This is a genomic window from Pseudomonas sp. ZT5P21, assembly GCF_054897785.1.
Genome location: NZ_CM142705.1, coordinates 5,167,843 through 5,189,462, shown reverse-complemented (window position 1 = coordinate 5,189,462; position 21,620 = coordinate 5,167,843). Strand labels below are relative to the sequence as shown.

The window sequence follows — 21,620 nt, the reverse complement described above, 5'->3', positions numbered from 1 at the left end:
ATCGCAGTCACGGTGCGCGCGTCAAAGCATGAGGTATACAATGCGCGCCATCGTGATTCTGCTCAGAAAAGGTGCGTCATGCAGCCCTTCGTAATTGCTCCGTCGATTCTCTCCGCCGACTTCGCCCGCCTGGGTGAAGAAGTGGACAACGTTCTGGCCGCCGGCGCCGACTTCGTGCACTTCGATGTCATGGACAATCACTACGTGCCGAACCTGACCATCGGCCCGATGGTCTGCGCCGCGCTGCGCAAGTACGGCGTGACCGCGCCGATCGACGCGCACCTGATGGTCAGCCCGGTGGACCGCATCGTCGGTGACTTCATCGAGGCCGGTGCGACCTACATCACCTTCCACCCGGAAGCCACACAGCACGTCGACCGTTCCCTGCAACTGATCCGCGAAGGCGGCTGCAAGTCGGGCCTGGTGTTCAATCCGGCGACCCCGCTGGACGTGCTCAAGTACGTGCTGGACAAGGTCGACATGATCCTGCTGATGAGCGTCAACCCGGGTTTCGGCGGGCAGAAGTTCATCCCCGGCACCCTCGACAAGCTGCGTGAAGCGCGTGCGTTGATCGATGCGTCCGGGCGTGACATCCGCCTGGAGATCGACGGCGGCGTGAACGTGAACAACATCCGTGAAATCGCTGCCGCTGGCGCCGATACTTTCGTGGCGGGTTCGGCGATCTTCAATGCGCCGAACTATCAGGAAGTGATCGAGAAGATGCGTTCCGAACTGGCCCTGGCCCGCCCATGAGCGGCTTTGAGCAGCTGTTCCCGGGGAGTCTGCCTCGGCTGGTGATGTTCGATCTGGACGGCACGCTGGTCGATTCGGTCCCTGACCTCGCTTCGGCGGTGGATAACACGCTGCTCAAACTCGGGCGCCAACCTGTCGGCATCGAATCGGTGCGGGACTGGGTCGGCAACGGCGTGCACATGCTGGTACGTCGGGCCCTGGCCAACCACTTCGACGCCGAGGGTGTCGACGAGGTCGAAGCCGAACGCGCCCTGGAATTGTTCAACGGCTTTTATGAGGACGGTCACGACCTGACGGTGGTTTATCCCGGTGTGCGTGACACCCTTAAGTGGCTGAACAGACAAGGCGTGGAAATGGCGCTGATCACTAACAAGCCGGAACGCTTTGTCGCGCCGCTGCTGGATCAGATGAAGATCGGCCGTTACTTCAAATGGATCATCGGCGGCGACACCCTGCCGCAAAAGAAACCCGACCCGGCCGCGCTGTTTTTCGTGATGAAAATGGCCAACATTCCAGCGTCGCAGTCGTTGTTCGTTGGCGATTCACGCAGCGATGTGCTGGCGGCGAAAGCGGCGGGGGTAAAATGTGTGGCCCTCAGTTATGGCTACAACCATGGTCGGCCGATTGCCGAAGAGTCGCCGGCGCTGGTCATCGACGACCTGCGCAAGCTAATTCCCGGTTGCCTGGATCCGGCCGCTGAGATAACGTTGGCCGACGCTATTCAACCCCCTTCTGGAAACGCCATCGTGGTGGTCACTCGCAAACTCTGGATGAAAGTCATCAAGGCCCTGGCCCGCTGGCGTTGGCGCGCCTGACTTGTTCCTGGCCGGTACGCCGGCGCGTTTGCATACCTGACTGTTAGCACCTCAAGCCACGAGGCTACTCCATGATCCGCGAAGAATTCCTGCGTTTGGCCGCTGCCGGCTACAACCGCATCCCGCTTGCCTGCGAAACCCTGGCCGACTTCGACACGCCGCTGTCGATCTACCTGAAACTGGCTGACGAGCCCAATTCCTACCTGCTCGAGTCGGTGCAGGGCGGGGAGAAGTGGGGCCGTTACTCGATCATCGGCCTGCCGTGCCGCACCGTGCTGCGGGTTCATGACCATCACGTCAGCGTGACCCATGACGGCGTCGAGATCGAAAGCCATGAAGCGGAAGATCCGCTGGCGTTCGTCGAAGCTTTCAAAGCTCGCTACAACGTACCGACCATCCCGGGCCTGCCGCGTTTCAACGGCGGTCTGGTGGGTTACTTCGGTTACGACTGCGTACGCTATGTGGAAAAGCGCCTGGGCAAATGCCCGAACCCGGATCCGGTGGGCGTGCCGGACATCTTGCTGATGGTGTCCGACGCGGTGGTGGTGTTCGACAACCTCGCCGGCAAGATGCACGCGATTGTCCTGGCCGACCCGGCGCAGGAAGACGCTTTCGAGCAAGGTCAGGCGCGCCTGGAAGAGCTGCTGGAAAAACTCCGTCAGCCCATCACGCCGCGCCGTGGCCTGGATTTCAGCAAGCAGCAATCCGCTGATCCCGTGTTCCGCTCCAGTTTCACCCAGGACGATTACGAAAAAGCCGTCGACACCATCAAGGAATACATCCTGGCCGGTGACTGCATGCAGGTCGTGCCTTCCCAGCGCATGTCGATCGACTTCAAGGCTGCACCGATTGATTTGTATCGCGCGCTGCGCTGCTTCAACCCGACGCCTTACATGTACTTCTTCAACTTCGGCGACTTCCATGTCGTCGGCAGTTCGCCGGAAGTGCTGGTGCGGGTCGAAGACAACCTGATCACCGTGCGCCCGATCGCCGGCACCCGTCCTCGCGGGGCCAACGAAGAAGCTGATCTGGCGCTGGAAAAAGACCTGCTGTCCGATGACAAGGAAATTGCCGAGCACCTGATGCTGATCGACCTGGGTCGTAACGATACCGGTCGCGTCTCGGAAATCGGCTCGGTGAAACTCACCGAGAAGATGGTCATCGAGCGTTATTCCAACGTGATGCACATCGTGTCCAACGTCACTGGGCAATTGAAGGCGGGGCTGACGGCGATGGACGCACTGCGGGCGATTCTGCCGGCGGGCACCTTATCCGGGGCACCGAAGATTCGCGCGATGGAAATCATCGACGAACTGGAGCCGGTCAAGCGTGGCGTCTACGGTGGCGCGGTCGGTTACTTTGCCTGGAACGGCAACATGGACACCGCGATTGCCATTCGCACCGCGGTGATCAAGAACGGCGAACTGCACGTGCAGGCAGGTGGCGGCATCGTTGCCGACTCGGTGCCGGCGCTGGAATGGGAAGAAACCCTGAACAAGCGTCGCGCAATGTTCCGTGCAGTCGCCCTGGCTGAACAAACCCCGGAAAGCTGACCGAAGAACGTGACCCGTATGCCATGTCGCTTTGCCTGACAAAGCGCTGGACGCTGCGGGTCATTCATTCGAAGGCAGTCTTTAAAGTCAGTGAATTCAAGAGGTTCTCAAGCCATGTTGCTGATGATCGATAACTACGACTCTTTTACCTACAACGTTGTGCAATATCTGGGCGAGCTAGGTGCCCAGGTCAAAGTCGTGCGCAACGATGAACTCACCATCGCCGAAATCGAAGCGCTCCACCCTGAGCGCATCGTTGTGTCTCCCGGTCCTTGCACCCCGACCGAAGCAGGCGTCTCGATTGATGTCATCAAGCATTTTGGCGGTAAATTGCCGATTATGGGCGTTTGCCTGGGGCACCAGTCCATCGGCCAGGCATTTGGCGGCGACGTGGTGCGCGCTCGCCAGGTGATGCACGGCAAGACCAGCCCGGTGTTCCACGAAGACAAAGGCGTATTTGAAGGCCTGAATCATCCGCTGACGGTTACGCGCTATCACTCGTTGATCGTCAAGCGCGAGACGCTGCCGGATTGTCTGGAGCTGACCGCCTGGACGCAGCTTGAAGACGGCTCGGTCGACGAGATCATGGGCCTGCGCCACAAGACTTTGAATATCGAAGGTGTGCAGTTCCACCCTGAGTCTATCCTGACTGAACAGGGCCACGAGTTGTTCGCCAACTTCCTCAAACAAACCGGCGGCACGCGCTAAGGACTTTCCATGAATATCAAGACAGCCCTGAGCCGTATCGTCGATCAACTCGACCTCAGCACCGAAGAAATGCGCGATGTGATGCGCGAGATCATGACCGGGCAATGCACGGACGCGCAGATCGGTGCGTTCATGATGGCCATGCGCATGAAGAGCGAAAGCATCGACGAGATTGTCGGCGCCGTGTCAGTTATGCGCGAGCTGGCGGACAAGGTCGAACTCAAAACCCTCGATGGCGTGGTCGATGTCGTCGGCACTGGCGGCGACGGTGCAAACATTTTCAACGTATCAACGGCGTCTTCCTTCGTGGTGGCTGCGGCCGGTTGCACCGTGGCCAAGCACGGTAACCGTGCGGTGTCGGGTAAAAGCGGCAGCGCCGATCTGCTGGAAGCGGCGGGCATCTACCTGAACCTGACGCCGGTTCAGGTGGCGCGCTGCATCGATAACGTCGGCATCGGTTTCATGTTTGCCCAGACTCATCACAGCGCCATGAAGCACGCCGCCGGCCCGCGCCGCGATTTGGGGCTGCGCACCTTGTTCAACATGCTTGGCCCGCTTACGAATCCGGCCGGAGTGAAGCATCAGGTGGTGGGCGTGTTCAGCCAGGCGCTCTGCCGGCCGTTGGCTGAAGTCTTGCAGCGCTTGGGCAGCAAGCATGTGCTAGTAGTGCATTCGAAGGACGGCCTGGACGAGTTCAGTCTGGCGGCGCCGACTTTTGTGGCCGAACTTAGGAATGATCAGATCACCGAGTATTGGGTCGAACCGGAAGATTTGGGCATGAAGAGTCAGAGCCTGCACGGCCTGGCGGTGGAAAGCCCGGCCGCTTCGCTCGAGCTGATTCGCGATGCTCTCGGCAAGCGCAAGACCGAAAGCGGTCAGAAAGCCGCCGAGATGATCGTCCTCAATGCCGGCGCCGCGCTGTACGCCGCCGACCATGCGACCAGTTTGAAAGAAGGCGTTGCCCTGGCGCACGATGCACTGCACACAGGCCTCGCTCGGGAAAAACTTGAGGAGTTGGGTGCATTTACCGCGGTATTCAAAGTGGAGAATGAGGGATGAGTGTACCGACGGTTCTGGAAAACATTCTGGCGCGCAAAGTCCAGGAAGTCGCCGAGCGTAGCGCTCGTGTGAGTCTGGCGGAGCTGGAAAGTCTGGCCAAGGCGGCCGATGCACCCCGTGGTTTTGCCAAGGCCCTGATCGCTCAGGCCAAGCTCAAGCACCCAGCGGTCATTGCTGAAATAAAGAAAGCTTCGCCAAGCAAGGGCGTGATTCGTGAGAACTTCGTTCCCGCGGACATTGCCAGGAGTTACGAAAAGGGCGGGGCGACCTGCCTGTCGGTGCTCACCGATATCGATTACTTCCAGGGCGCCGATGCGTATCTGCAACAGGCCCGGACAGCGTGCAACCTGCCGGTGATCCGCAAGGATTTCATGATCGATCCGTACCAGATAGTCGAAGCCCGTGCATTGGGGGCTGACTGCGTGCTTTTGATCGTCTCCGCAATGGATGACGTGAAAATGGCCGAGCTGGCGGCGGTGGCCAAAAGCGTTGGCCTTGATGTGTTGGTGGAAGTCCACGATGGCGACGAGTTGGAGCGGGCTTTGAAAACCCTCGACACGCCGCTGGTCGGCGTGAACAACCGCAATCTGCACACCTTCGACGTCAGCCTGGAAACTACCCTTGACCTGTTGCCACGTATTCCGCGCGATCGATTGGTAATCACTGAGAGCGGCATTCTCAATCGGGCCGATGTCGAGCTGATGGAAATCAGCGACGTGTATGCGTTCCTGGTTGGGGAAGCGTTCATGCGCGCGGAAAGCCCGGGCACCGAGCTGCAGCGTCTGTTTTTCCCTGAGCGCGGTACGGCGGTGAGTGGCTCTACACTCGACTGAACACATTTTCGCAGGCAACCCGATTCCCTGTGGGAGCGGGCTTGCCCGCGAAGAGGCCGTCAAACACCCCAAAGACTTCAGGTCTTACGGAGTCGTCTATGCCCCAGCCAGTCTCTCTGGCCATCGAATCAGGCCTGCAAGCCGAACAGGATCTGCTGGCTTCGGTTTGCACCGGCGACGCTGAGTTCGGCCTGCTGTTCTGGCAACCCAGTGATCGCGCGTTGGTCATGCCACGCCGCTTGAATCGCCTGCCCAACTTCGAATCCGCCTGCGAAGTATCGGCTTCAGGAGGTTGGCCAGTCCTCTTGCGTGAAACCGGCGGCGAGCCAGTGCCGCAATCGGCATCAACCATCAACATTGCGCTGGTCTATGCACCGCCTCGCAGCGAGGGCGACCACAACCGTATTGAAACCGCTTATCGCCGACTCTGTGACCCGATCTGTCAGTTGCTGGATGAATTGGGCGGCGTTTCGTCCTTGGGCGAAGTCGACGGCGCATTCTGCGATGGCCGTTTCAACGTCAACCTCGACGGTCGCAAAATGGTCGGCACCGCTCAGCGCTGGCGCCAGAGCCAGGGTGGTTCACGTCCGGTCGGGTTGGTGCACGGTGCTTTGTTGCTCGACAACGAGCGTGAATCGATGGTCGCGGCGGTCAATCGCTTCAACGAGGCGTGCGGTCTGGACCAGCGGGTTCGCGCCGAGAGCCACATCGCCTTGCATGAAAAGTTTGCGGCGCCCGATGCGCTGGAGCGGCTTGATGCGCTCTATCGCCAGTTGCTGGCAGACTTGTTCAAGAATTAGCGCGTACCGAAGACCACCATGGTCTTGCCTTTAACGTCGACCAGGTTGCGTTCCTCCAAGTCCTTGAGGACGCGGCCAACCATCTCCCGGGAACAACCGACAATCCGCCCGATTTCCTGACGCGTCACCTTGATCTGCATGCCATCGGGGTGAGTCATGGCGTCTGGCTGTTTGCACAGTTCCAACAGGCAGCGCGCAACGCGGCCAGTCACGTCGAAGAATGCGAGGTCGCCGACCTTGCGAGTGGTGTTTCGCAGGCGCTGTGCGATTTGTCCGCTGAGTACGTAAAGAATGTCTGGGTCTTGCTGGGACAACTCGCGGAATTTCGCGTAACTGATTTCCGCGACTTCGCACTCGATCTTGGCGCGCACCCAGGCGCTGCGTTCCTGCTCCAGGCCGGCTTGTTCAAACAGGCCCAATTCACCGAAAAAGTCCCCGGCGTTCAGGTAGGCAATGATCATTTCACGGCCGTCGTCATCCTCGATGAGAATGGTGACCGAGCCTTTGATGATGAAGAACAGCGTCTCCGAGCGGTCGCCGGCGCAAATGATGTTGCTTTTGGCTGCATAACGACGGCGCTGGCAATGCATCAGCAGCTTGTCGACGTTTTTGATTTTGAGTGTGGGGGCAATAGCAACCATGGTTGTATCCCGAAAAGACTGCACGGTATGTTTGGTTTTTTTATGAGGCGCTGAAGTTGCTTGCAAAGCTGGCCATGCGCCAGCGAATTGACGCCAGCTTAACAGACACTTCCTACATTATTCGAGCATTTACCTACGAAGCAGGTGGTTATGTCCTAGGAAGGCGAGCGCTGCCAATCCAGGGCCCTGTGCTAAGCTGGCGACCCTTTTTTAGACAGTGGAGTCTTGGCGATGAAGGCACGCATCCAATGGGCTGGCGAAGCCATGTTCCTCGGCGAATCCGGCAGCGGTCATGTCGTGGTCATGGACGGTCCACCCGATGCCGGTGGTCGTAACCTGGGTGTCCGGCCGATGGAAATGCTCCTGTTGGGTGTCGGCGGTTGCAGCAATTTCGATGTGGTCAGCATCCTCAAGAAGTCCCGTCAGGCCGTTGAAAGCTGCGAAGCCTTCCTCGAAGCCGAGCGAGCGACCGAGGACCCGAAGGTCTTCACCAAGATCCACATGCACTTCGTGGTCAAAGGCCGCGGGCTCAAAGAAGCGCAGGTCAAACGCGCCATCGAGCTGTCTGCCGAGAAGTATTGCTCGGCGTCGATCATGCTCGGCGCCGCCGGTGTCGCGATTACCCATGACTACGAAATCATCGAACTCGGTTGAATCGACATTCAACTATCATAAAAGCAGTGCAGACTCTGGCGATCCCAAGCTGACGTCTGCATAATGCGCCACTTTTTTCAGGGTAGTGTCCCGTCAACCGACAGGTCGCTCATCCGGACAGACAACCAAAATCGCCATCGCGAAGAGGTGTTAACCGTCCTACGCAGGTGCGTCGTTCGCATCTGACGGGCATGCTTGATCACGCGGCCCGGGCCGCCATACATAGAGAGTTTTTAACGGTGAAAAGCAAACTCAAGCTCCACGGGTTCAATAACCTGACAAAGACCTTGAGCTTCAACATCTATGACATCTGCTATGCGGAAACCCCGCAAGACCAGCAGGCTTACGTCGAGTACATCAATGAAGAGTACAACGCGAAGCGCCTGACGCAGATCCTCACAGAAGTTGTCGATATCATTGGTGCCAACATCCTGAACATCGCCAGTCAGGACTACGACCCACAAGGCGCCAGCGTCACGATTCTGATCTCGGAAGAGCCGGTAACCCCGACCGACAGCCAGATCGAAGAGTCCCCGGGCCCATTGCCCGAGATCATCCTGGCCCACCTCGACAAGAGCCACATCACGGTGCACACCTATCCGGAAATCCATCCGGACGACGGCATTGCGACTTTCCGTGTAGACATTGACGTGTCGACCTGTGGCGTCATTTCACCGCTTAAAGCGCTCAACTTCCTGATTCACCAGTTCGATTCGGACATCGTGACCGTGGATTATCGTGTGCGCGGCTTTACCCGTGACGTCGAAGGCAACAAGCACTTCATCGATCACGAGATCAACTCGATTCAGAACTACCTTTCCGACGACACCCGCGACGCGTATCAGATGACCGACGTGAACGTGTACCAGGAAAACCTGTTCCACACTAAAATGCTGTTGAAGAACTTCGAGCTGGATAACTACCTGTTCGGCGACGCGACCAACAACCTGTCCACTGAGCAGCGTGCCCAGGTGACGGACCGTGTGAAACACGAAATGCTCGAAATCTTCTACGCGCGCAACATGCCGAGCTAAGATTTTTCGGGCACAAAAAAGGCGACTCCCTCACGGCAGTCGCCTTTTTCATGCTTGGAGCGCAGAGCCCGCTCCCACAGGTCAGATCCGATAAGTACTCTTGGTCATCACTTTGGCCATCAAACTCATTCCAAACTTCACCGGCGCCGGAAAACGAAAGCCCCCAGCCTCCAGCGCACTTTCGGCATGGTGCTCTTCATCAATACGCATTTGCTCAAGAATCGCCCGGGACTTTTCGTCCTCCGCCGGCAACTGCTCAAGGTGTTCATTCAGGTGTTTGCACACCTGGTGCTCCGTAGCCGCAACGAACCCCAGGCTGACTTTGTCGCTGATCAATCCGGCCACCGCGCCAATGCCGAACGACATGCCGTAAAACAGCGGATTGAGAATACTGGTATGGCTGCCCAACTGTTTGATGCGTTGTTCGCACCAGACCAGATGGTCGATTTCTTCTTCAGCGGCATGTTCCATGGCGGCGCGTACTTGCGGCAGCTTGGCGGTCAGGGCCTGGCCCTGATACAGCGCCTGGGCGCAGACTTCGCCGGTGTGGTTGATGCGCATCAGACCGGCAACGTGCCGGGTGTCTTCGTCGCTCATTTGCGCTTCTGGCTGCACGATCGCGGGGGACGGACGGTACGGCTGGCCACTGAAAGGCAGCAGGGTACGCATCGCGGCATCGGCTTGCAGCAGAAGACGGTCAATCGGCGAGTAGTGACGTTGGGTAGTCATGCTGACCTCCGGGAATAATCTCGGCGGCCAGTTTAACCCAATCGGCCGGGGAAGGTTTGCGCTGGGTCATTGCGACGCAGGCTTGATCTGTAGGAGCCGGCTTGCTGGCGTTGGCGGTTAGCGATGTTGAGGTGATCTTCGGCAAGCAATCGCCAGCAAGCCAGCTCCTACAGGACTGGGTATGAATCAGCCCGGCGGCCAGTGCATCTGGCGCTGACCCAGTACATGCATATGAATGTGATAGACGGTCTGCCCACCCAGTGGATTGCAGTTCATGACCACACGGAAACCTTCCTCGCAGCCCTGTTCCAGTGCAAGGCGCTGGGCGGTGAACAGGATATGTCCTGCCAAGGCTTTGTCGTCTTCGGTGAGGTCATTCAGGGTTCGAATCGGCTTTTTCGGAATAACCAGAAAGTGCACCGGTGCCTGTGGAATGATGTCGTGGAAGGCCAGTACCTGGTCGTCTTCGTAAATGATCTTCGCCGGGATTTCCCGGTTGATGATCTTGGTGAACAGAGTATCCACAGCGTTTTCTCCGTTGTTTGGGCTGGCCAGAGTGTACCCATGGAGGATGCACCAGCCCAGTGTTTTACTGTAGGACAGTTCAGCGCGGGCAGTAAGCCTTGTTGACCATGCCCGCGATTGTCCGGTTCAGCCAGCGTGAGCCGAGCCGCGGCATGAAGGCGAACCAGCGGTTGCGCCGCCCGGGAATAATGATCGCCTGGTTTTTCTCCAGCGCCCGCACGGTATAGAGCGCAACTTCTTCGGGGTTCATCAGCAATTTGCTGTCGACCAGCTTGTCTGTGTCCAATTGTGCGGTGCGGAAAAACGCTGTCCGGGTCGGACCGGGGCAAAGCACCGATACCTTGACCGCGCATTTCTTCAACTCAACGCGCAACCCTTCGGAAAAGTGCAGCACATAAGCCTTGCTGGCGTAGTACGTGCTCATCCAGGGGCCGGGATGGAACGCCGCGACCGACGCGACATTCAAGATCTGCCCGCCACCCTGCAACGCCATGCTGTTACCGATAGCGTGGCACAGGCGAGTGAGTGCGAGGATATTCACTTCAATCAGGTCTTGTTCGGTCATCCAGTCCTGCGCCAGGAAGGGGCCGCAGGTGCCGATGCCGGCGCAGTTCACCAGCAAGTCGATCTGCCGGTCCCCTTCCTCCAATTCCAGCAGAAACCCGGACAGCCGCAGCGGTTCGCCCAGGTCGCAGGCGCGGAACAACACTTCCACGCCAAACCGTTGGGTGAGTTCAATCGCAATACTTTCCAGCTGATCACGTTGTCGGGCCACCAGAATCAGGCTGCGGCCCCGGCGGGCCAGCGCTTCGGCCATCGCCAGGCCGATGCCGCTGGAAGCGCCGGTGATCAGAGCGTAACGGGTCATGCAGTTCTCCATCGCAACAGCTCCGCGCCGGCGACGCAGTTGTCACGGGCGGGGAGCGCTGTTCATTCTTTCGCAGAGTCTACAGGGGCCGGGGCTTCTTCGGCTTCATCGTCTGTCGAATCCGGCAGTTGTTGAGGCTCTGCAGCGGGCTCGACTTCGACTTCATCGGTCGTGACTGAACCACTTTCGTAGCTGCTTTCGGTGGTGCTTTCGTATTGATCTTGAAGCGCACCGATTCCGCCGGTGAGTGCGCCTATGAAGACAACTGTGACAAATACCAGCCAAAGCGCGCAAAGCACTTTTACGGCGGTGGTGTTGGCCGGTGGTGGTGCGCCGTATTGGTTGGCTGCGGTATTACCCGGCAGTACCGCCAGTAAAATCGGGAAAAGCCCGCCCACGAATGGCACCAGAGTCAACAGATACAACCAGCCAGACCAGCCCAGGTCATGCAGGCGTTGAACGCAGATCTGAATGCTGACGACAAAGAACGCGATGAACAGGGCGGTGCCAACCAACCCACCGATCACCAGGCCGACCGTCGAGGTCAGTGCAATGAGCGACAAGCCGATGGAAATGAACACGCCGCAGGCGCCCATCAGCACCAACATCAAGGCCATCGTCCACGCCAGATAGCGCAAACGGCCGATGCGTCCTGCGAAGGTGAACGCCTTTAGTGTGCCGAACTCCGGGAGCGCCTCGCCGACTGGCGCGCGCGGTGGTGCATAAGGTGATTGCGCGTCTGACGACGCCCATTGGTTAGGTGCAGAGGAGGGCTCGTGAACGTCGGACATATTCAGTTCAATGGACGGTTCGCTTTCGATCCGGGCATCGATACCCGTTTTGCTCAGCGCCTGGAGATACATCCGGGCGTCGGTGTGAGACAGGTCACGTTTAAGCGAAACTGGCCGGCCACTGAACAAACGTTCAATGGCCGCCACGTCGCTTTTGAACAATTCGGCGAGATTGAGTTTCGCCGTGGTGACGTCAACGCCCGGCAGCAGAGCGCCGTCGAATACGATCTTGAAACGGTTGTCGCTCATTGCGAGGCATCCTTGTCGCGAGTGTTTGAATAGATAGAGTGTTGCGAGCCGGAGTGTAAGGCCCGCCGAGGGTGGCTGGTCCAATTTTCCTGTCAGCGCGGCCAGCGTTTCGGTAGCTCTGCAGCCAGTTCCAGCGCCTTGCGGTATTCAGCATCCAGCCGGGCGACCAGTTGATCCACGCTCGGTAAATCATCGATCTCCCCGACACCCTGGCCTGCGGACCACACCGTTTTCCAGGCCTTGGCTTCATCGCTCAAGGGCTTGAGCTTGGACCCGAAATTGACTTCGCCCTTGCCTTGCAACGCCGCCATGTCGAAACCGGCAGCTTCCAGGCTTTGGCGCATAAAGCTCGCTGGCACGCCCGACACCGCTGGAGTATGGATGATGTCCGCCGCTCTGGAAGTCAGTAGCATCTCTTTATAGGCGTCAGGTGCATGACTTTCAGTGGTGCCGATAAATCGCGTACCGAAGTAGGCCAGATCCGCACCGAGTAATTGTGCCGCGAGAATCTCGTGACCGTGGTTCAGGCAACCGGCCAGCAGCAAGGTCTTGTCGAAGAACTGCCGGATCTCGGCAATCAACGAGAACGGGCTCCAGGTCCCCGCGTGTCCACCGGCGCCGGCGGCCACGGCGATCAGGCCATCCACGCCAGCCTCCGCTGCTTTCTCTGCGTGGCGGCGAGTGGTTACATCATGGAACACCAGGCCGCCATAACTGTGAACGGCATCGACCAGTTCCTTCACGGCACCGAGGCTGGTAATTACGATCGGCACCTTGTGCTCGATGCAGATGTCCAGGTCCGCCTGCAGCCGCGGGTTACTCTTGTGGACGATCAGGTTCACGGCATAAGGCGCGGGGTTGTCCAGTGTCGCCAGGCCAGATTCGATTTCTTCCAGCCAGGCCTTGAAGCCGCTGCTCTCGCGCTGGTTCAGCGCGGGGAAGCTGCCCACCACGCCATTACGGCAGCAGGCGAGCACCAATTGTGGATTGGAAATCAGAAACATCGGCGCCGCCACGACAGGCAAACGCAAACGTTGTTCGAGCAAAGCGGGCAGCGACATTGGGAGTACCCCGGTGAGTTGTGTTTACTGGAGTTAGAACGGCCGGACAACGACCAGAATTACGATAGCCAGCAATATCAGAACCGGCACTTCATTGAACCAGCGAAAAAAGACATGGCTGCGGGTGTTCTCGCCACGGGCAAAACGTTTCACCTGCGCCCCGCACATGTGGTGGTAGCCGATCAGAATCGCTACCAGCGTCAACTTCGCATGAATCCAGGCACCTTGACTGAATATGCTGGGGTTCAACGCGATCAGGGCGATGCCGAAAATCAACGTGGCGATCATCGCCGGACCCATGATGCCGCGATACAGCTTGCGCTCCATGAGGCTGAAGCGTTCCTTGCTGACGGTATCTTCGCTTTGGGCGTGATAGACGAACAGGCGAGGCAGATAGAACAGGCCGGCAAACCAGCAGACCATGCTGATGATGTGAAGCGCTTTAAGCCACAGATAAAGCATTTTTAGTTATTCCCAGGTTCACGGTAGCGCAGATAGTAGAGGCTAGAGCGTCCGCACGTCACCTTGACGGTTGTCGCAGGACGATGCGGGCCCTATTATCGACGGCTTTCCAGTGGGTTCGTTGAGGGCAGGTTTATGGTCAAGGTCGGTATCGTCGGCGGCACGGGTTACACCGGTGTCGAACTGCTGCGTCTGTTGGCACAGCATCCGCAGGCAGAAGTGGTCGTGATCACTTCCCGATCCGAGGCCGGTCTGGCCGTGGCTGATATGTACCCGAACCTGCGCGGTCATTACGATGGCCTGGCGTTCAGCGTTCCGGACATCAAAACCCTGGGCGCCTGCGACGTGGTGTTCTTCGCCACGCCTCACGGTGTTGCCCACGCGCTGGCCGGTGAACTGCTGGCGGCCGGGACCAAGGTCATCGACCTGTCGGCGGACTTCCGTCTGCAAGACGCTGATGAGTGGGCCAAGTGGTACGGTCAGCCACACGGTGCGCCGCAGCTGCTGGAAGAAGCGGTCTATGGCTTGCCGGAAGTCAATCGCGAGCAGATCAAGCAAGCGCGTCTGATCGCCGTACCAGGTTGCTACCCGACCGCCACACAGTTGGGTTTCCTGCCATTGCTCGAAGCCGGTCTGGCCGATACCACGCGCTTGATCGCTGACTGCAAATCCGGCGTCAGCGGTGCCGGTCGTGGCGCTTCCGTCGGTTCGCTGTACTCCGAGACGTCGGAAAGCATGAAGGCCTACGCCGTCAAAGGTCACCGTCACTTGCCGGAAATTCGCCAGGGGCTGCGTCGCGCAGCGGGCAAGGACGTCGGGCTGACCTTCGTTCCGCACCTGACCCCGATGATTCGCGGCATTCACTCGACGCTCTACGCGACGGTCGTGGATCGCTCGGTGGATCTGCAGGCGCTGTTTGAAAAACGCTATGCCAACGAACCGTTCGTTGATGTGATGCCGGCAGGTAGTCACCCGGAAACCCGCAGCGTGCGCGGCGCCAACGTCTGCCGTATCGCCGTGCATCGTCCGCAGGACGGTGATCTGGTGGTGGTGTTGTCGGTGATCGATAACCTGGTCAAAGGTGCGTCGGGTCAGGCAGTGCAGAACCTGAACATCCTGTTTGGGCTGGATGAGCGTCTGGGTCTGTCCCACGCCGGCATGCTGCCGTAAGGTTTTATCCCGCTCAGCAAAAAGGCCCGTCAAACGGGCCTTTTTTGCATTTCCTGCCGGCAATCGGGTTTATTGATATACCGTAACAATAGTTGACCGCTTTTCTAGGAGAAGCGGATAATGCGCGTCATCACGCATTATGGCGGCGTAACGCCGGGAGATAGTTAGCATGAGCGTCGAATCCTTCACCCCCACGGCTTTGCAATTCACCCACGGTGCCGCGCACAAGGTGAAGAGCCTGGTCGATGAAGAGGGGAATGATCGCTTGAAGCTGCGCGTATTTGTTACGGGCGGCGGTTGTTCAGGTTTTCAGTACGGCTTTACCTTCGATGAAGAAGTGGCCGATGACGACACCATCGTCGAGCGCGAGGGCGTGAGTCTGGTCGTCGATCCGATGAGCTTCCAGTACCTGGCAGGCGCCGAGGTGGATTATCAGGAAGGTCTGGAAGGTTCGCGCTTCGTCATCAAGAATCCGAACGCCAGCACTACGTGTGGCTGCGGCTCTTCGTTCTCGATCTGATCGCTTTACCGCATTATCAAACGCCGCGTGGCCTCAGGGCTCTGCGGCGTTTTGCTGTCTGGGGTGCGGTTGGGATAGTCAGGCGGGGTAGATGGCGCCAAGTACGCGTAAGCCGCGGGCACCTGTGACGCTTGGGCGGTTGGCGGCGATGCCTTCGAGGCAGCAGTGGGCCAGCCACGCGAAAGCCATGGCTTCAACCCAGTCCGGGTCAACACCGTGGGTGGCCGTGCTGCTGACTTTCGCGTTAGGCACCAGGCTGGCCAGGCGGTTCATCAGTGCGGCGTTGTGCGCGCCGCCACCGCAGACCAGCAACTCCCGCGTTTCCGATTGAGCGCTTTGCAGTGATTCGGTAATGGTCAGCGCGGTGAGTTCCAGCAGCGTTGCCTGCACGTTTGCGGCGGCGAAGCTCGGCAGTTTTGAAAGATGCTGTGTTAGCCAATGCAGATTGAACACTTCGCGACCGGTACTTTTCGGGCCTTTGGTCACGAAGAATGGATCGCCGAGTAGCGCTTGCAGCAGTACGGGTTCGACCTTGCCGCTGGCAGCCCATTGGCCGTCGCGATCAAAGTTGTCACCCCGTTGCTGATGAATCCAGGCGTCCAGCAATACGTTCCCCGGGCCGCAGTCGAAGCCCGCAACGGGTTTGCCGGGCTCGATCAGGCTGAGGTTGCTGAATCCGCCAACATTCAGCACCGCACGATTGCCAGCCTGCTCTTCAAACAAGGCTTCATGGAAGGCGGGAACCAGTGGGGCGCCTTGGCCTCCGGCGGCTACATCGCGGCTGCGAAAGTCACTGACCACGGTGATGCCGGTCAATTCGGTCAGCAGGGCAGGGTTGCCAATTTGCACGGTGAAGCCGCGTGCCGGTTCGTGGCGAATGGTCTGACCGTGGCTGCCAATCGCGCGTATGTCTTCGGGTTTCAGGTTTTGTTGAGCAAGAAGAGTGTTAATGCCCTGGGCCGCCAGCTTCACCCAGTTCTGCTGGGCAATGGCTGAGCGTGCAATCTCGTCCGGCCCGCTGGCGCACAAGCCAAGCAGCTCTGCGCGCAGGGAATCGGGCATGGGAATGTAATGCGTGGCGATCAGCTTGATCGCCGGAGTCAACTCGACCAGTGCGATGTCCAGGCCATCGAGGCTGGTCCCGGACATCACACCTATATAGAGCGTCATGGCTTAGCGCTTGCTTGAAGCCAGTTGGGTGGCTTTCTCTTGGTCCATGCGCGCCATGAGCGGCTGACTCTGCGCGAGGAAGCGAGCGCGTTCTGCTTTGGAGATCGGATCAGCCATCGCGACTTTTTGCCCCAACGGATCGACGTGCACGCCATTGACCTGGAATTCGTAGTGCAGGTGCGGGCCAGTGGACAGGCCGGTTGTGCCGATGTAACCAATCACTTGACCCTGCTTGACAGAGCTACCGGTCTGGACGCCCTTGGCAAATCCCTGCATGTGGCCATACAACGTACGGTAAGTGTTTCCGTGCTGAATGATCACGGTGTTGCCATAACCGCCGCGACGGCCGGCCAGCAGCACTTTGCCGTCACCGGCCGCCTTGATTGGCGTGCCGCGCGGAGCGGCGTAGTCGACACCTTTGTGAGCGCGGATCTTGTTCAGGATCGGGTGTTTGCGACCCATGGAAAATTTCGAGCTGATGCGGGCGAAGTCTACCGGCGTGCGGATAAACGCCTTGCGCATGCTGTTGCCGTCAGCGGTGTAGTAGCTGCTGTTGCCTTGTTTGTTGATGTAACGCACGGCAGTGTAGGTCTTGCCGCGGTTGGTGAAGCGCGCTGACAGGATCGGCCCGTTGCCGACGGCCTTGCCGTTAACGACCTTCTGTTCATAGATCACGTCGAACTCGTCACCTTGGCGAATATCCTGGGCGAAGTCGATGTCGTAGCCAAACACGCTGGCCATGTCCATGGTCAGACTATGAGACAGTCCGGCGCGAGCGGCGGACTGCGACAGTGAGCTGTTGATCACGCCATGAACGTAGGCAGAGCGCACAGTGGGCTTGGCAGTGATTTTGTTGAATACATAGCCTTTGTCATTCTTGGTCAGGGTGATGCTTTCGAGGTCGCTGACCTTGCTATGCAAATTGGTCAATTGGCCTTCAGGGGTCAATTCGAATTCGAGTTTCTGGCCATGCTTGAGCTGGCTGAATTGCTTGGCCTGCTTGTCGCTGGCCAGTACTTCATGCACCGAAGTGGCGGGAAGACCGACTTTCTCGAACAGCGTGGAGAGCGTATCGCCTTTGGCGACTGTCACTTCCCTGTGATTAGGCCCCTTCTTTTCTTCGACAACCGGCGCTGGTGCGGCCTGGGCAGTTTCCTGCGGCTCTTCGGCGCTGTTTTCGATCTGCGCGAAAGGGGAAGTTGCCGGCTCATTTGTGGCTTGAACCGTGTCGGCGGCGTCTTGATCTTGTGTCAGTTGTTCAGCAGGGCTTTCCAGTTCAAGACTCAGAGTCGTCTTTTTGGCTTCAACATCACTGGAAGGGAATACCAGAAGCGCCAGGCTCAGAAGGGCGGCGATGCCGCTTGCTGCGAGCAGGTGGGTCTTCGGGTAAAGCGGTGGCGCTTTAGACGATTCTTTGGTCATAGGTAATTTTGACTTTGAAAAAAGATGAATTGGAAAAGATGAATGACATGATGAAGATGAAATAACTGTATAAAATATAACCAAATCATCTCTGAAGCAAGTCCGTGGTTACTCTGCCAGCGGATTGGCGTCATTGCGCCGGCCAAATTTTGTATTTGGCGCGTGATCTTGTATGGTTGGTTCCTTTAAATTCGAGCCTTGCGGGTCTGTTATGAAGTCGGTTGAAGAGCAGCTAGCGCTGATCAAACGTGGTGCGGAAGAACTGTTGGTCGAGTCCGAGCTGATCGAAAAGCTCAAGCGTGGCCAGCCGCTACGTATTAAGGCAGGCTTCGATCCGACCGCGCCGGATTTGCACCTGGGCCACACCGTGCTTATTAATAAGCTGCGCCAGTTTCAGGAGCTGGGGCATCAGGTCATCTTCCTTATAGGTGACTTCACCGGGATGATCGGCGACCCGAGCGGCAAGAGCGCAACGCGTCCACCGCTTACCCGCGAGCAGGTTCTCGAGAATGCCGAGACCTACAAAACTCAAGTGTTCAAGATTCTTGATCCGGCGAAAACCGAAGTGGCGTTCAACTCCACCTGGATGGATCAGATGGGTCCGGCCGACTTCATTCGCCTGACATCGCAGTACACCGTTGCTCGCATGCTCGAGCGTGACGATTTCGACAAGCGCTACACAACCAATCAGCCAATTGCCATTCACGAGTTCCTCTATCCGCTGGTTCAGGGTTACGACTCGGTAGCCTTGCGCGCGGATATCGAGTTGGGCGGTACTGATCAGAAGTTCAATTTGCTGATGGGGCGCGAGCTGCAGCGCGGTTATGGTCAGGATCCTCAGTGCATTCTGACCATGCCGTTGCTCGAAGGTCTGGATGGCGTGAAGAAGATGTCCAAGTCATTGGGCAACTACGTCGGCATTCAGGAAGCGCCGGGTGTGATGTACAGCAAGCTGGTTTCCATTCCGGATGCGCTGATGTGGCGCTACTTCGAATTGCTCAGCTTCCGTTCGATGGGCGAGATCAATGCGTTCCGTGCTGATGTAGAGGCGGGGGCCAATCCGCGTGACATCAAGATCAAGCTGGCTGAAGAGATTGTTGCGCGCTTCCATGGTGAAGAGGCGGCGGCAAATGCTCATCGTGCCGCAGGTAACCGCATGAAGGAAGGCGAGCTGCCTGACGATTTGCCGGAAATCGAACTGACCGCTACCGAAGATATGCCGATCGCTGCCGTCCTTAATAAGGCTGGTCTCGTGAAGAACTCGGCGGTAGCGCGTGATCTCCTGAATTCTGGCGGTGTTCGTATAGATGGTGAGGTTGTCGATCGCACCTTTATATATGTACTGGGAGCGATCCATGTTTGCCAGGCTGGAAAGAAGGCATTTGCGCGTATTTCGCTTAAATCCGAATAAAGCTGAAATCAGGGGTTGACGGCAGATTCTGGAAGTCTATAATTCGCCCCACTTCCGGCGCAGTCGAAACGGAAAACTCCTTGGTAAACAAAGAGTTACGCAGTTTTCGGCAGCGAGTTGCTTCAGCTCATCGAAGCCCAGAAGGAGTTGGTAAGGCAGTGTGTTTTCGCCTTATTGACGTTTCGATCCCCTCGGTCGAAAGCGGAGAAAAAGAGGTGTTGACAGCAGCGAACAACGCTGTAGAATTCGCCTCCCGCTAACGAGAGATCGGAAGCGCAAGTGGTTGAAGTTGCAAAGGAAACTTTGAAAACTTCTGAAAATAACCGCTTGACAGATACAGAGGACGCTGTAGAATGCGCGCCTCGGTTGAGACGAAAGATCTTAACCAACCGCTCTTTAACAACTGAATCAAGCAATTCGTGTGGGTGCTTGTGGAGTCAGACTGATAGTCAACAAGATTATCAGCATCACAAGTTACTCCGCGAGAAATCAAAGATGTAACCAACGATTGCTGAGCCAAGTTTAGGGTTTCTTAAAAACCCAAAGATGTTTGAACTGAAGAGTTTGATCATGGCTCAGATTGAACGCTGGCGGCAGGCCTAACACATGCAAGTCGAGCGGTAGAGAGAAGCTTGCTTCTCTTGAGAGCGGCGGACGGGTGAGTAATGCCTAGGAATCTGCCTGGTAGTGGGGGATAACGCTCGGAAACGGACGCTAATACCGCATACGTCCTACGGGAGAAAGCAGGGGACCTTCGGGCCTTGCGCTATCAGATGAGCCTAGGTCGGATTAGCTAGTTGGTGAGGTAATGGCTCACCAAGGCGACGATCCGTAACTGGTCTGAGAGGATGATCAGTCACACTGGAACTGAGACACGGTCCAGACTCCTACGGGAGGCAGCAGTGGGGAATATTGGACAATGGGCGAAAGCCTGATCCAGCCATGCCGCGTGTGTGAAGAAGGTCTTCGGATTGTAAAGCACTTTAAGTTGGGAGGAAGGGCAGTAAATTAATACTTTGCTGTTTTGACGTTACCGACAGAATAAGCACCGGCTAACTCTGTGCCAGCAGCCGCGGTAATACAGAGGGTGCAAGCGTTAATCGGAATTACTGGGCGTAAAGCGCGCGTAGGTGGTTCGTTAAGTTGGATGTGAAATCCCCGGGCTCAACCTGGGAACTGCATTCAAAACTGACGAGCTAGAGTATGGTAGAGGGTGGTGGAATTTCCTGTGTAGCGGTGAAATGCGTAGATATAGGAAGGAACACCAGTGGCGAAGGCGACCACCTGGACTAATACTGACACTGAGGTGCGAAAGCGTGGGGAGCAAACAGGATTAGATACCCTGGTAGTCCACGCCGTAAACGATGTCAACTAGCCGTTGGGAGCCTTGAGCTCTTAGTGGCGCAGCTAACGCATTAAGTTGACCGCCTGGGGAGTACGGCCGCAAGGTTAAAACTCAAATGAATTGACGGGGGCCCGCACAAGCGGTGGAGCATGTGGTTTAATTCGAAGCAACGCGAAGAACCTTACCAGGCCTTGACATCCAATGAACTTTCCAGAGATGGATGGGTGCCTTCGGGAACATTGAGACAGGTGCTGCATGGCTGTCGTCAGCTCGTGTCGTGAGATGTTGGGTTAAGTCCCGTAACGAGCGCAACCCTTGTCCTTAGTTACCAGCACGTGATGGTGGGCACTCTAAGGAGACTGCCGGTGACAAACCGGAGGAAGGTGGGGATGACGTCAAGTCATCATGGCCCTTACGGCCTGGGCTACACACGTGCTACAATGGTCGGTACAGAGGGTTGCCAAGCCGCGAGGTGGAGCTAATCCCAGAAAACCGATCGTAGTCCGGATCGCAGTCTGCAACTCGACTGCGTGAAGTCGGAATCGCTAGTAATCGCGAATCAGAATGTCGCGGTGAATACGTTCCCGGGCCTTGTACACACCGCCCGTCACACCATGGGAGTGGGTTGCACCAGAAGTAGCTAGTCTAACCTTCGGGAGGACGGTTACCACGGTGTGATTCATGACTGGGGTGAAGTCGTAACAAGGTAGCCGTAGGGGAACCTGCGGCTGGATCACCTCCTTAATCGACGACATCAGCTGCTCCATAAGTTCCCACACGAATTGCTTGATTCATTGAAGAAGACGATAAGAAGCAGCCCGAAATTGGGTCTGTAGCTCAGTTGGTTAGAGCGCACCCCTGATAAGGGTGAGGTCGGCAGTTCGAATCTGCCCAGACCCACCAATTTTTGTGTGGGAACCTGTAGCAATACGGGGCCATAGCTCAGCTGGGAGAGCGCCTGCCTTGCACGCAGGAGGTCAACGGTTCGATCCCGTTTGGCTCCACCACTACTGCTTCTGTTTGTTGAAAGCTTAGAAATGAGCATTC

21 protein-coding genes, 2 tRNA genes and 1 rRNA gene are annotated in these 21,620 nt (G+C 57.6%); 15 read left to right on the top strand and 9 right to left on the bottom strand.

The features are described from left to right. Nucleotides 1-78 precede the first annotated feature (78 nt). The 7 genes from rpe (at nucleotide 79) to ACYZT9_RS24195 (ending at nucleotide 6,521) form a co-directional block, all read left to right on the top strand. Complete coding sequence (gene rpe, locus ACYZT9_RS24225) at nucleotides 79-753, top strand: ribulose-phosphate 3-epimerase (RefSeq protein ID WP_462007723.1); 675 nt, start codon at nucleotides 79-81, stop codon at nucleotides 751-753. After that, nucleotides 750-1,568, top strand: a complete 819-nt coding sequence (locus ACYZT9_RS24220; RefSeq protein ID WP_462007722.1) for a phosphoglycolate phosphatase — start codon at nucleotides 750-752, stop codon at nucleotides 1,566-1,568. The genes rpe and ACYZT9_RS24220 overlap by 4 nt, the downstream gene beginning before the upstream one ends. A 71-nt stretch (nucleotides 1,569-1,639) precedes the next feature. Continuing rightward, nucleotides 1,640-3,121, top strand: a complete 1,482-nt coding sequence (trpE, locus tag ACYZT9_RS24215) for an anthranilate synthase component I (RefSeq protein ID WP_462007721.1) — start codon at nucleotides 1,640-1,642, stop codon at nucleotides 3,119-3,121. Nucleotides 3,122-3,235: 114 nt separating this feature from the next. Beyond that, a complete protein-coding gene (locus ACYZT9_RS24210; RefSeq protein WP_462007720.1) occupies nucleotides 3,236-3,829 on the top strand; it encodes an aminodeoxychorismate/anthranilate synthase component II in 594 nt (197 codons plus the stop codon). A gap of 9 nt (nucleotides 3,830-3,838) precedes the next feature. After that, on the top strand, nucleotides 3,839-4,888 hold the full coding sequence (gene trpD / locus ACYZT9_RS24205) for an anthranilate phosphoribosyltransferase (RefSeq protein WP_462007719.1): 1,050 nt from the start codon (nucleotides 3,839-3,841) through the stop codon (nucleotides 4,886-4,888). Continuing rightward, nucleotides 4,885-5,721, top strand: coding sequence for an indole-3-glycerol phosphate synthase TrpC (gene trpC, locus ACYZT9_RS24200; RefSeq protein WP_462007718.1), 837 nt, complete (start codon nucleotides 4,885-4,887; stop codon nucleotides 5,719-5,721). The genes trpD and trpC overlap by 4 nt, the downstream gene beginning before the upstream one ends. Nucleotides 5,722-5,819: 98 nt before the next feature. After that, nucleotides 5,820-6,521, top strand: coding sequence for a lipoate--protein ligase family protein (locus ACYZT9_RS24195; protein ID WP_462007717.1), 702 nt, complete (start codon nucleotides 5,820-5,822; stop codon nucleotides 6,519-6,521). Here the strand turns inward: ACYZT9_RS24195 and crp are convergent. Further along, the gene (gene crp / locus ACYZT9_RS24190) at nucleotides 6,518-7,162 is read right to left on the bottom strand and encodes a cAMP-activated global transcriptional regulator CRP (RefSeq protein ID WP_462007716.1); all 645 of its coding nucleotides are present in this window, start codon (nucleotides 7,160-7,162) and stop codon (nucleotides 6,518-6,520) included. The genes ACYZT9_RS24195 and crp overlap by 4 nt on opposite strands. 231 nt (nucleotides 7,163-7,393) lie before the next feature. Between crp and ACYZT9_RS24185 the strand changes: the two genes are divergently transcribed. Together ACYZT9_RS24185 and speD are read left to right on the top strand one after the other, a co-directional pair. Beyond that, entirely contained in the window at nucleotides 7,394-7,816 is a 423-nt protein-coding gene (locus tag ACYZT9_RS24185; protein ID WP_007941657.1) for an OsmC family protein, read from the top strand. A 239-nt stretch (nucleotides 7,817-8,055) separates the two neighbouring features. Further along, nucleotides 8,056-8,850 (top strand): adenosylmethionine decarboxylase, encoded by a 795-nt coding sequence (gene speD, locus ACYZT9_RS24180; RefSeq protein ID WP_462007715.1) that lies wholly within the window; start codon nucleotides 8,056-8,058, stop codon nucleotides 8,848-8,850. Between the two features lie 81 nt (nucleotides 8,851-8,931). Here the strand turns inward: speD and coq7 are convergent, their stop codons facing one another. From coq7 to hemJ, 6 genes are all read right to left on the bottom strand, one after another. Next, entirely contained in the window at nucleotides 8,932-9,579 is a 648-nt protein-coding gene (gene coq7 / locus ACYZT9_RS24175) for a 2-polyprenyl-3-methyl-6-methoxy-1,4-benzoquinone monooxygenase (protein ID WP_462007714.1), read from the bottom strand. A 186-nt stretch (nucleotides 9,580-9,765) separates the two neighbouring features. Then, nucleotides 9,766-10,104 (bottom strand): histidine triad nucleotide-binding protein, encoded by a 339-nt coding sequence (locus ACYZT9_RS24170; protein ID WP_462007713.1) that lies wholly within the window; start codon nucleotides 10,102-10,104, stop codon nucleotides 9,766-9,768. 79 nt (nucleotides 10,105-10,183) lie between these two features. Then, nucleotides 10,184-10,972 (bottom strand): SDR family NAD(P)-dependent oxidoreductase, encoded by a 789-nt coding sequence (locus tag ACYZT9_RS24165; protein WP_462007712.1) that lies wholly within the window; start codon nucleotides 10,970-10,972, stop codon nucleotides 10,184-10,186. Between the two features lie 62 nt (nucleotides 10,973-11,034). Further along, a complete protein-coding gene (locus ACYZT9_RS24160; RefSeq protein WP_462007711.1) occupies nucleotides 11,035-12,012 on the bottom strand; it encodes a DUF805 domain-containing protein in 978 nt (325 codons plus the stop codon). Between the two features lie 92 nt (nucleotides 12,013-12,104). Then, complete coding sequence (locus tag ACYZT9_RS24155; RefSeq protein WP_462007710.1) at nucleotides 12,105-13,073, bottom strand: NAD(P)H-dependent flavin oxidoreductase; 969 nt, start codon at nucleotides 13,071-13,073, stop codon at nucleotides 12,105-12,107. Between the two features lie 33 nt (nucleotides 13,074-13,106). Further along, entirely contained in the window at nucleotides 13,107-13,535 is a 429-nt protein-coding gene (gene hemJ / locus ACYZT9_RS24150) for a protoporphyrinogen oxidase HemJ (RefSeq protein WP_462007709.1), read from the bottom strand. A 135-nt stretch (nucleotides 13,536-13,670) separates the two neighbouring features. Here hemJ and argC point away from each other — a divergent pair, with 135 nt between their 5' ends. Together argC and erpA are read left to right on the top strand one after the other, a co-directional pair. Further along, complete coding sequence (argC, locus tag ACYZT9_RS24145) at nucleotides 13,671-14,705, top strand: N-acetyl-gamma-glutamyl-phosphate reductase (protein ID WP_017341086.1); 1,035 nt, start codon at nucleotides 13,671-13,673, stop codon at nucleotides 14,703-14,705. A 169-nt stretch (nucleotides 14,706-14,874) separates the two neighbouring features. Next, nucleotides 14,875-15,225, top strand: coding sequence for an iron-sulfur cluster insertion protein ErpA (gene erpA / locus ACYZT9_RS24140; protein WP_007947969.1), 351 nt, complete (start codon nucleotides 14,875-14,877; stop codon nucleotides 15,223-15,225). A gap of 78 nt (nucleotides 15,226-15,303) precedes the next feature. Here the strand turns inward: erpA and ACYZT9_RS24135 are convergent, their stop codons facing one another. Together ACYZT9_RS24135 and ACYZT9_RS24130 are read right to left on the bottom strand one after the other, a co-directional pair. Then, nucleotides 15,304-16,395: an anhydro-N-acetylmuramic acid kinase gene (locus ACYZT9_RS24135; protein WP_462007708.1), complete on the bottom strand. Its 1,092-nt coding sequence runs from the start codon at nucleotides 16,393-16,395 to the stop codon at nucleotides 15,304-15,306. A 3-nt stretch (nucleotides 16,396-16,398) separates the two neighbouring features. After that, nucleotides 16,399-17,817 carry a peptidoglycan DD-metalloendopeptidase family protein gene (locus ACYZT9_RS24130; RefSeq protein WP_462007707.1) on the bottom strand — a complete coding sequence of 473 codons (1,419 nt, stop codon included), beginning with the start codon at nucleotides 17,815-17,817 and terminating at the stop codon, nucleotides 16,399-16,401. Between the two features lie 211 nt (nucleotides 17,818-18,028). Between ACYZT9_RS24130 and tyrS the strand changes: the two genes are divergently transcribed. From tyrS to ACYZT9_RS24110, 4 genes are all read left to right on the top strand, one after another. Beyond that, nucleotides 18,029-19,228, top strand: a complete 1,200-nt coding sequence (gene tyrS / locus ACYZT9_RS24125; protein WP_462007706.1) for a tyrosine--tRNA ligase — start codon at nucleotides 18,029-18,031, stop codon at nucleotides 19,226-19,228. A 552-nt stretch (nucleotides 19,229-19,780) separates the two neighbouring features. Next, nucleotides 19,781-21,317: ribosomal RNA gene (locus ACYZT9_RS24120) — 16S ribosomal RNA — on the top strand. An 82-nt stretch (nucleotides 21,318-21,399) separates the two neighbouring features. Continuing rightward, nucleotides 21,400-21,476, top strand: a tRNA-Ile gene (locus tag ACYZT9_RS24115). A 28-nt stretch (nucleotides 21,477-21,504) separates the two neighbouring features. After that, a tRNA-Ala gene (locus tag ACYZT9_RS24110) sits at nucleotides 21,505-21,580 on the top strand. Nucleotides 21,581-21,620: the final 40 nt, after the last annotated feature.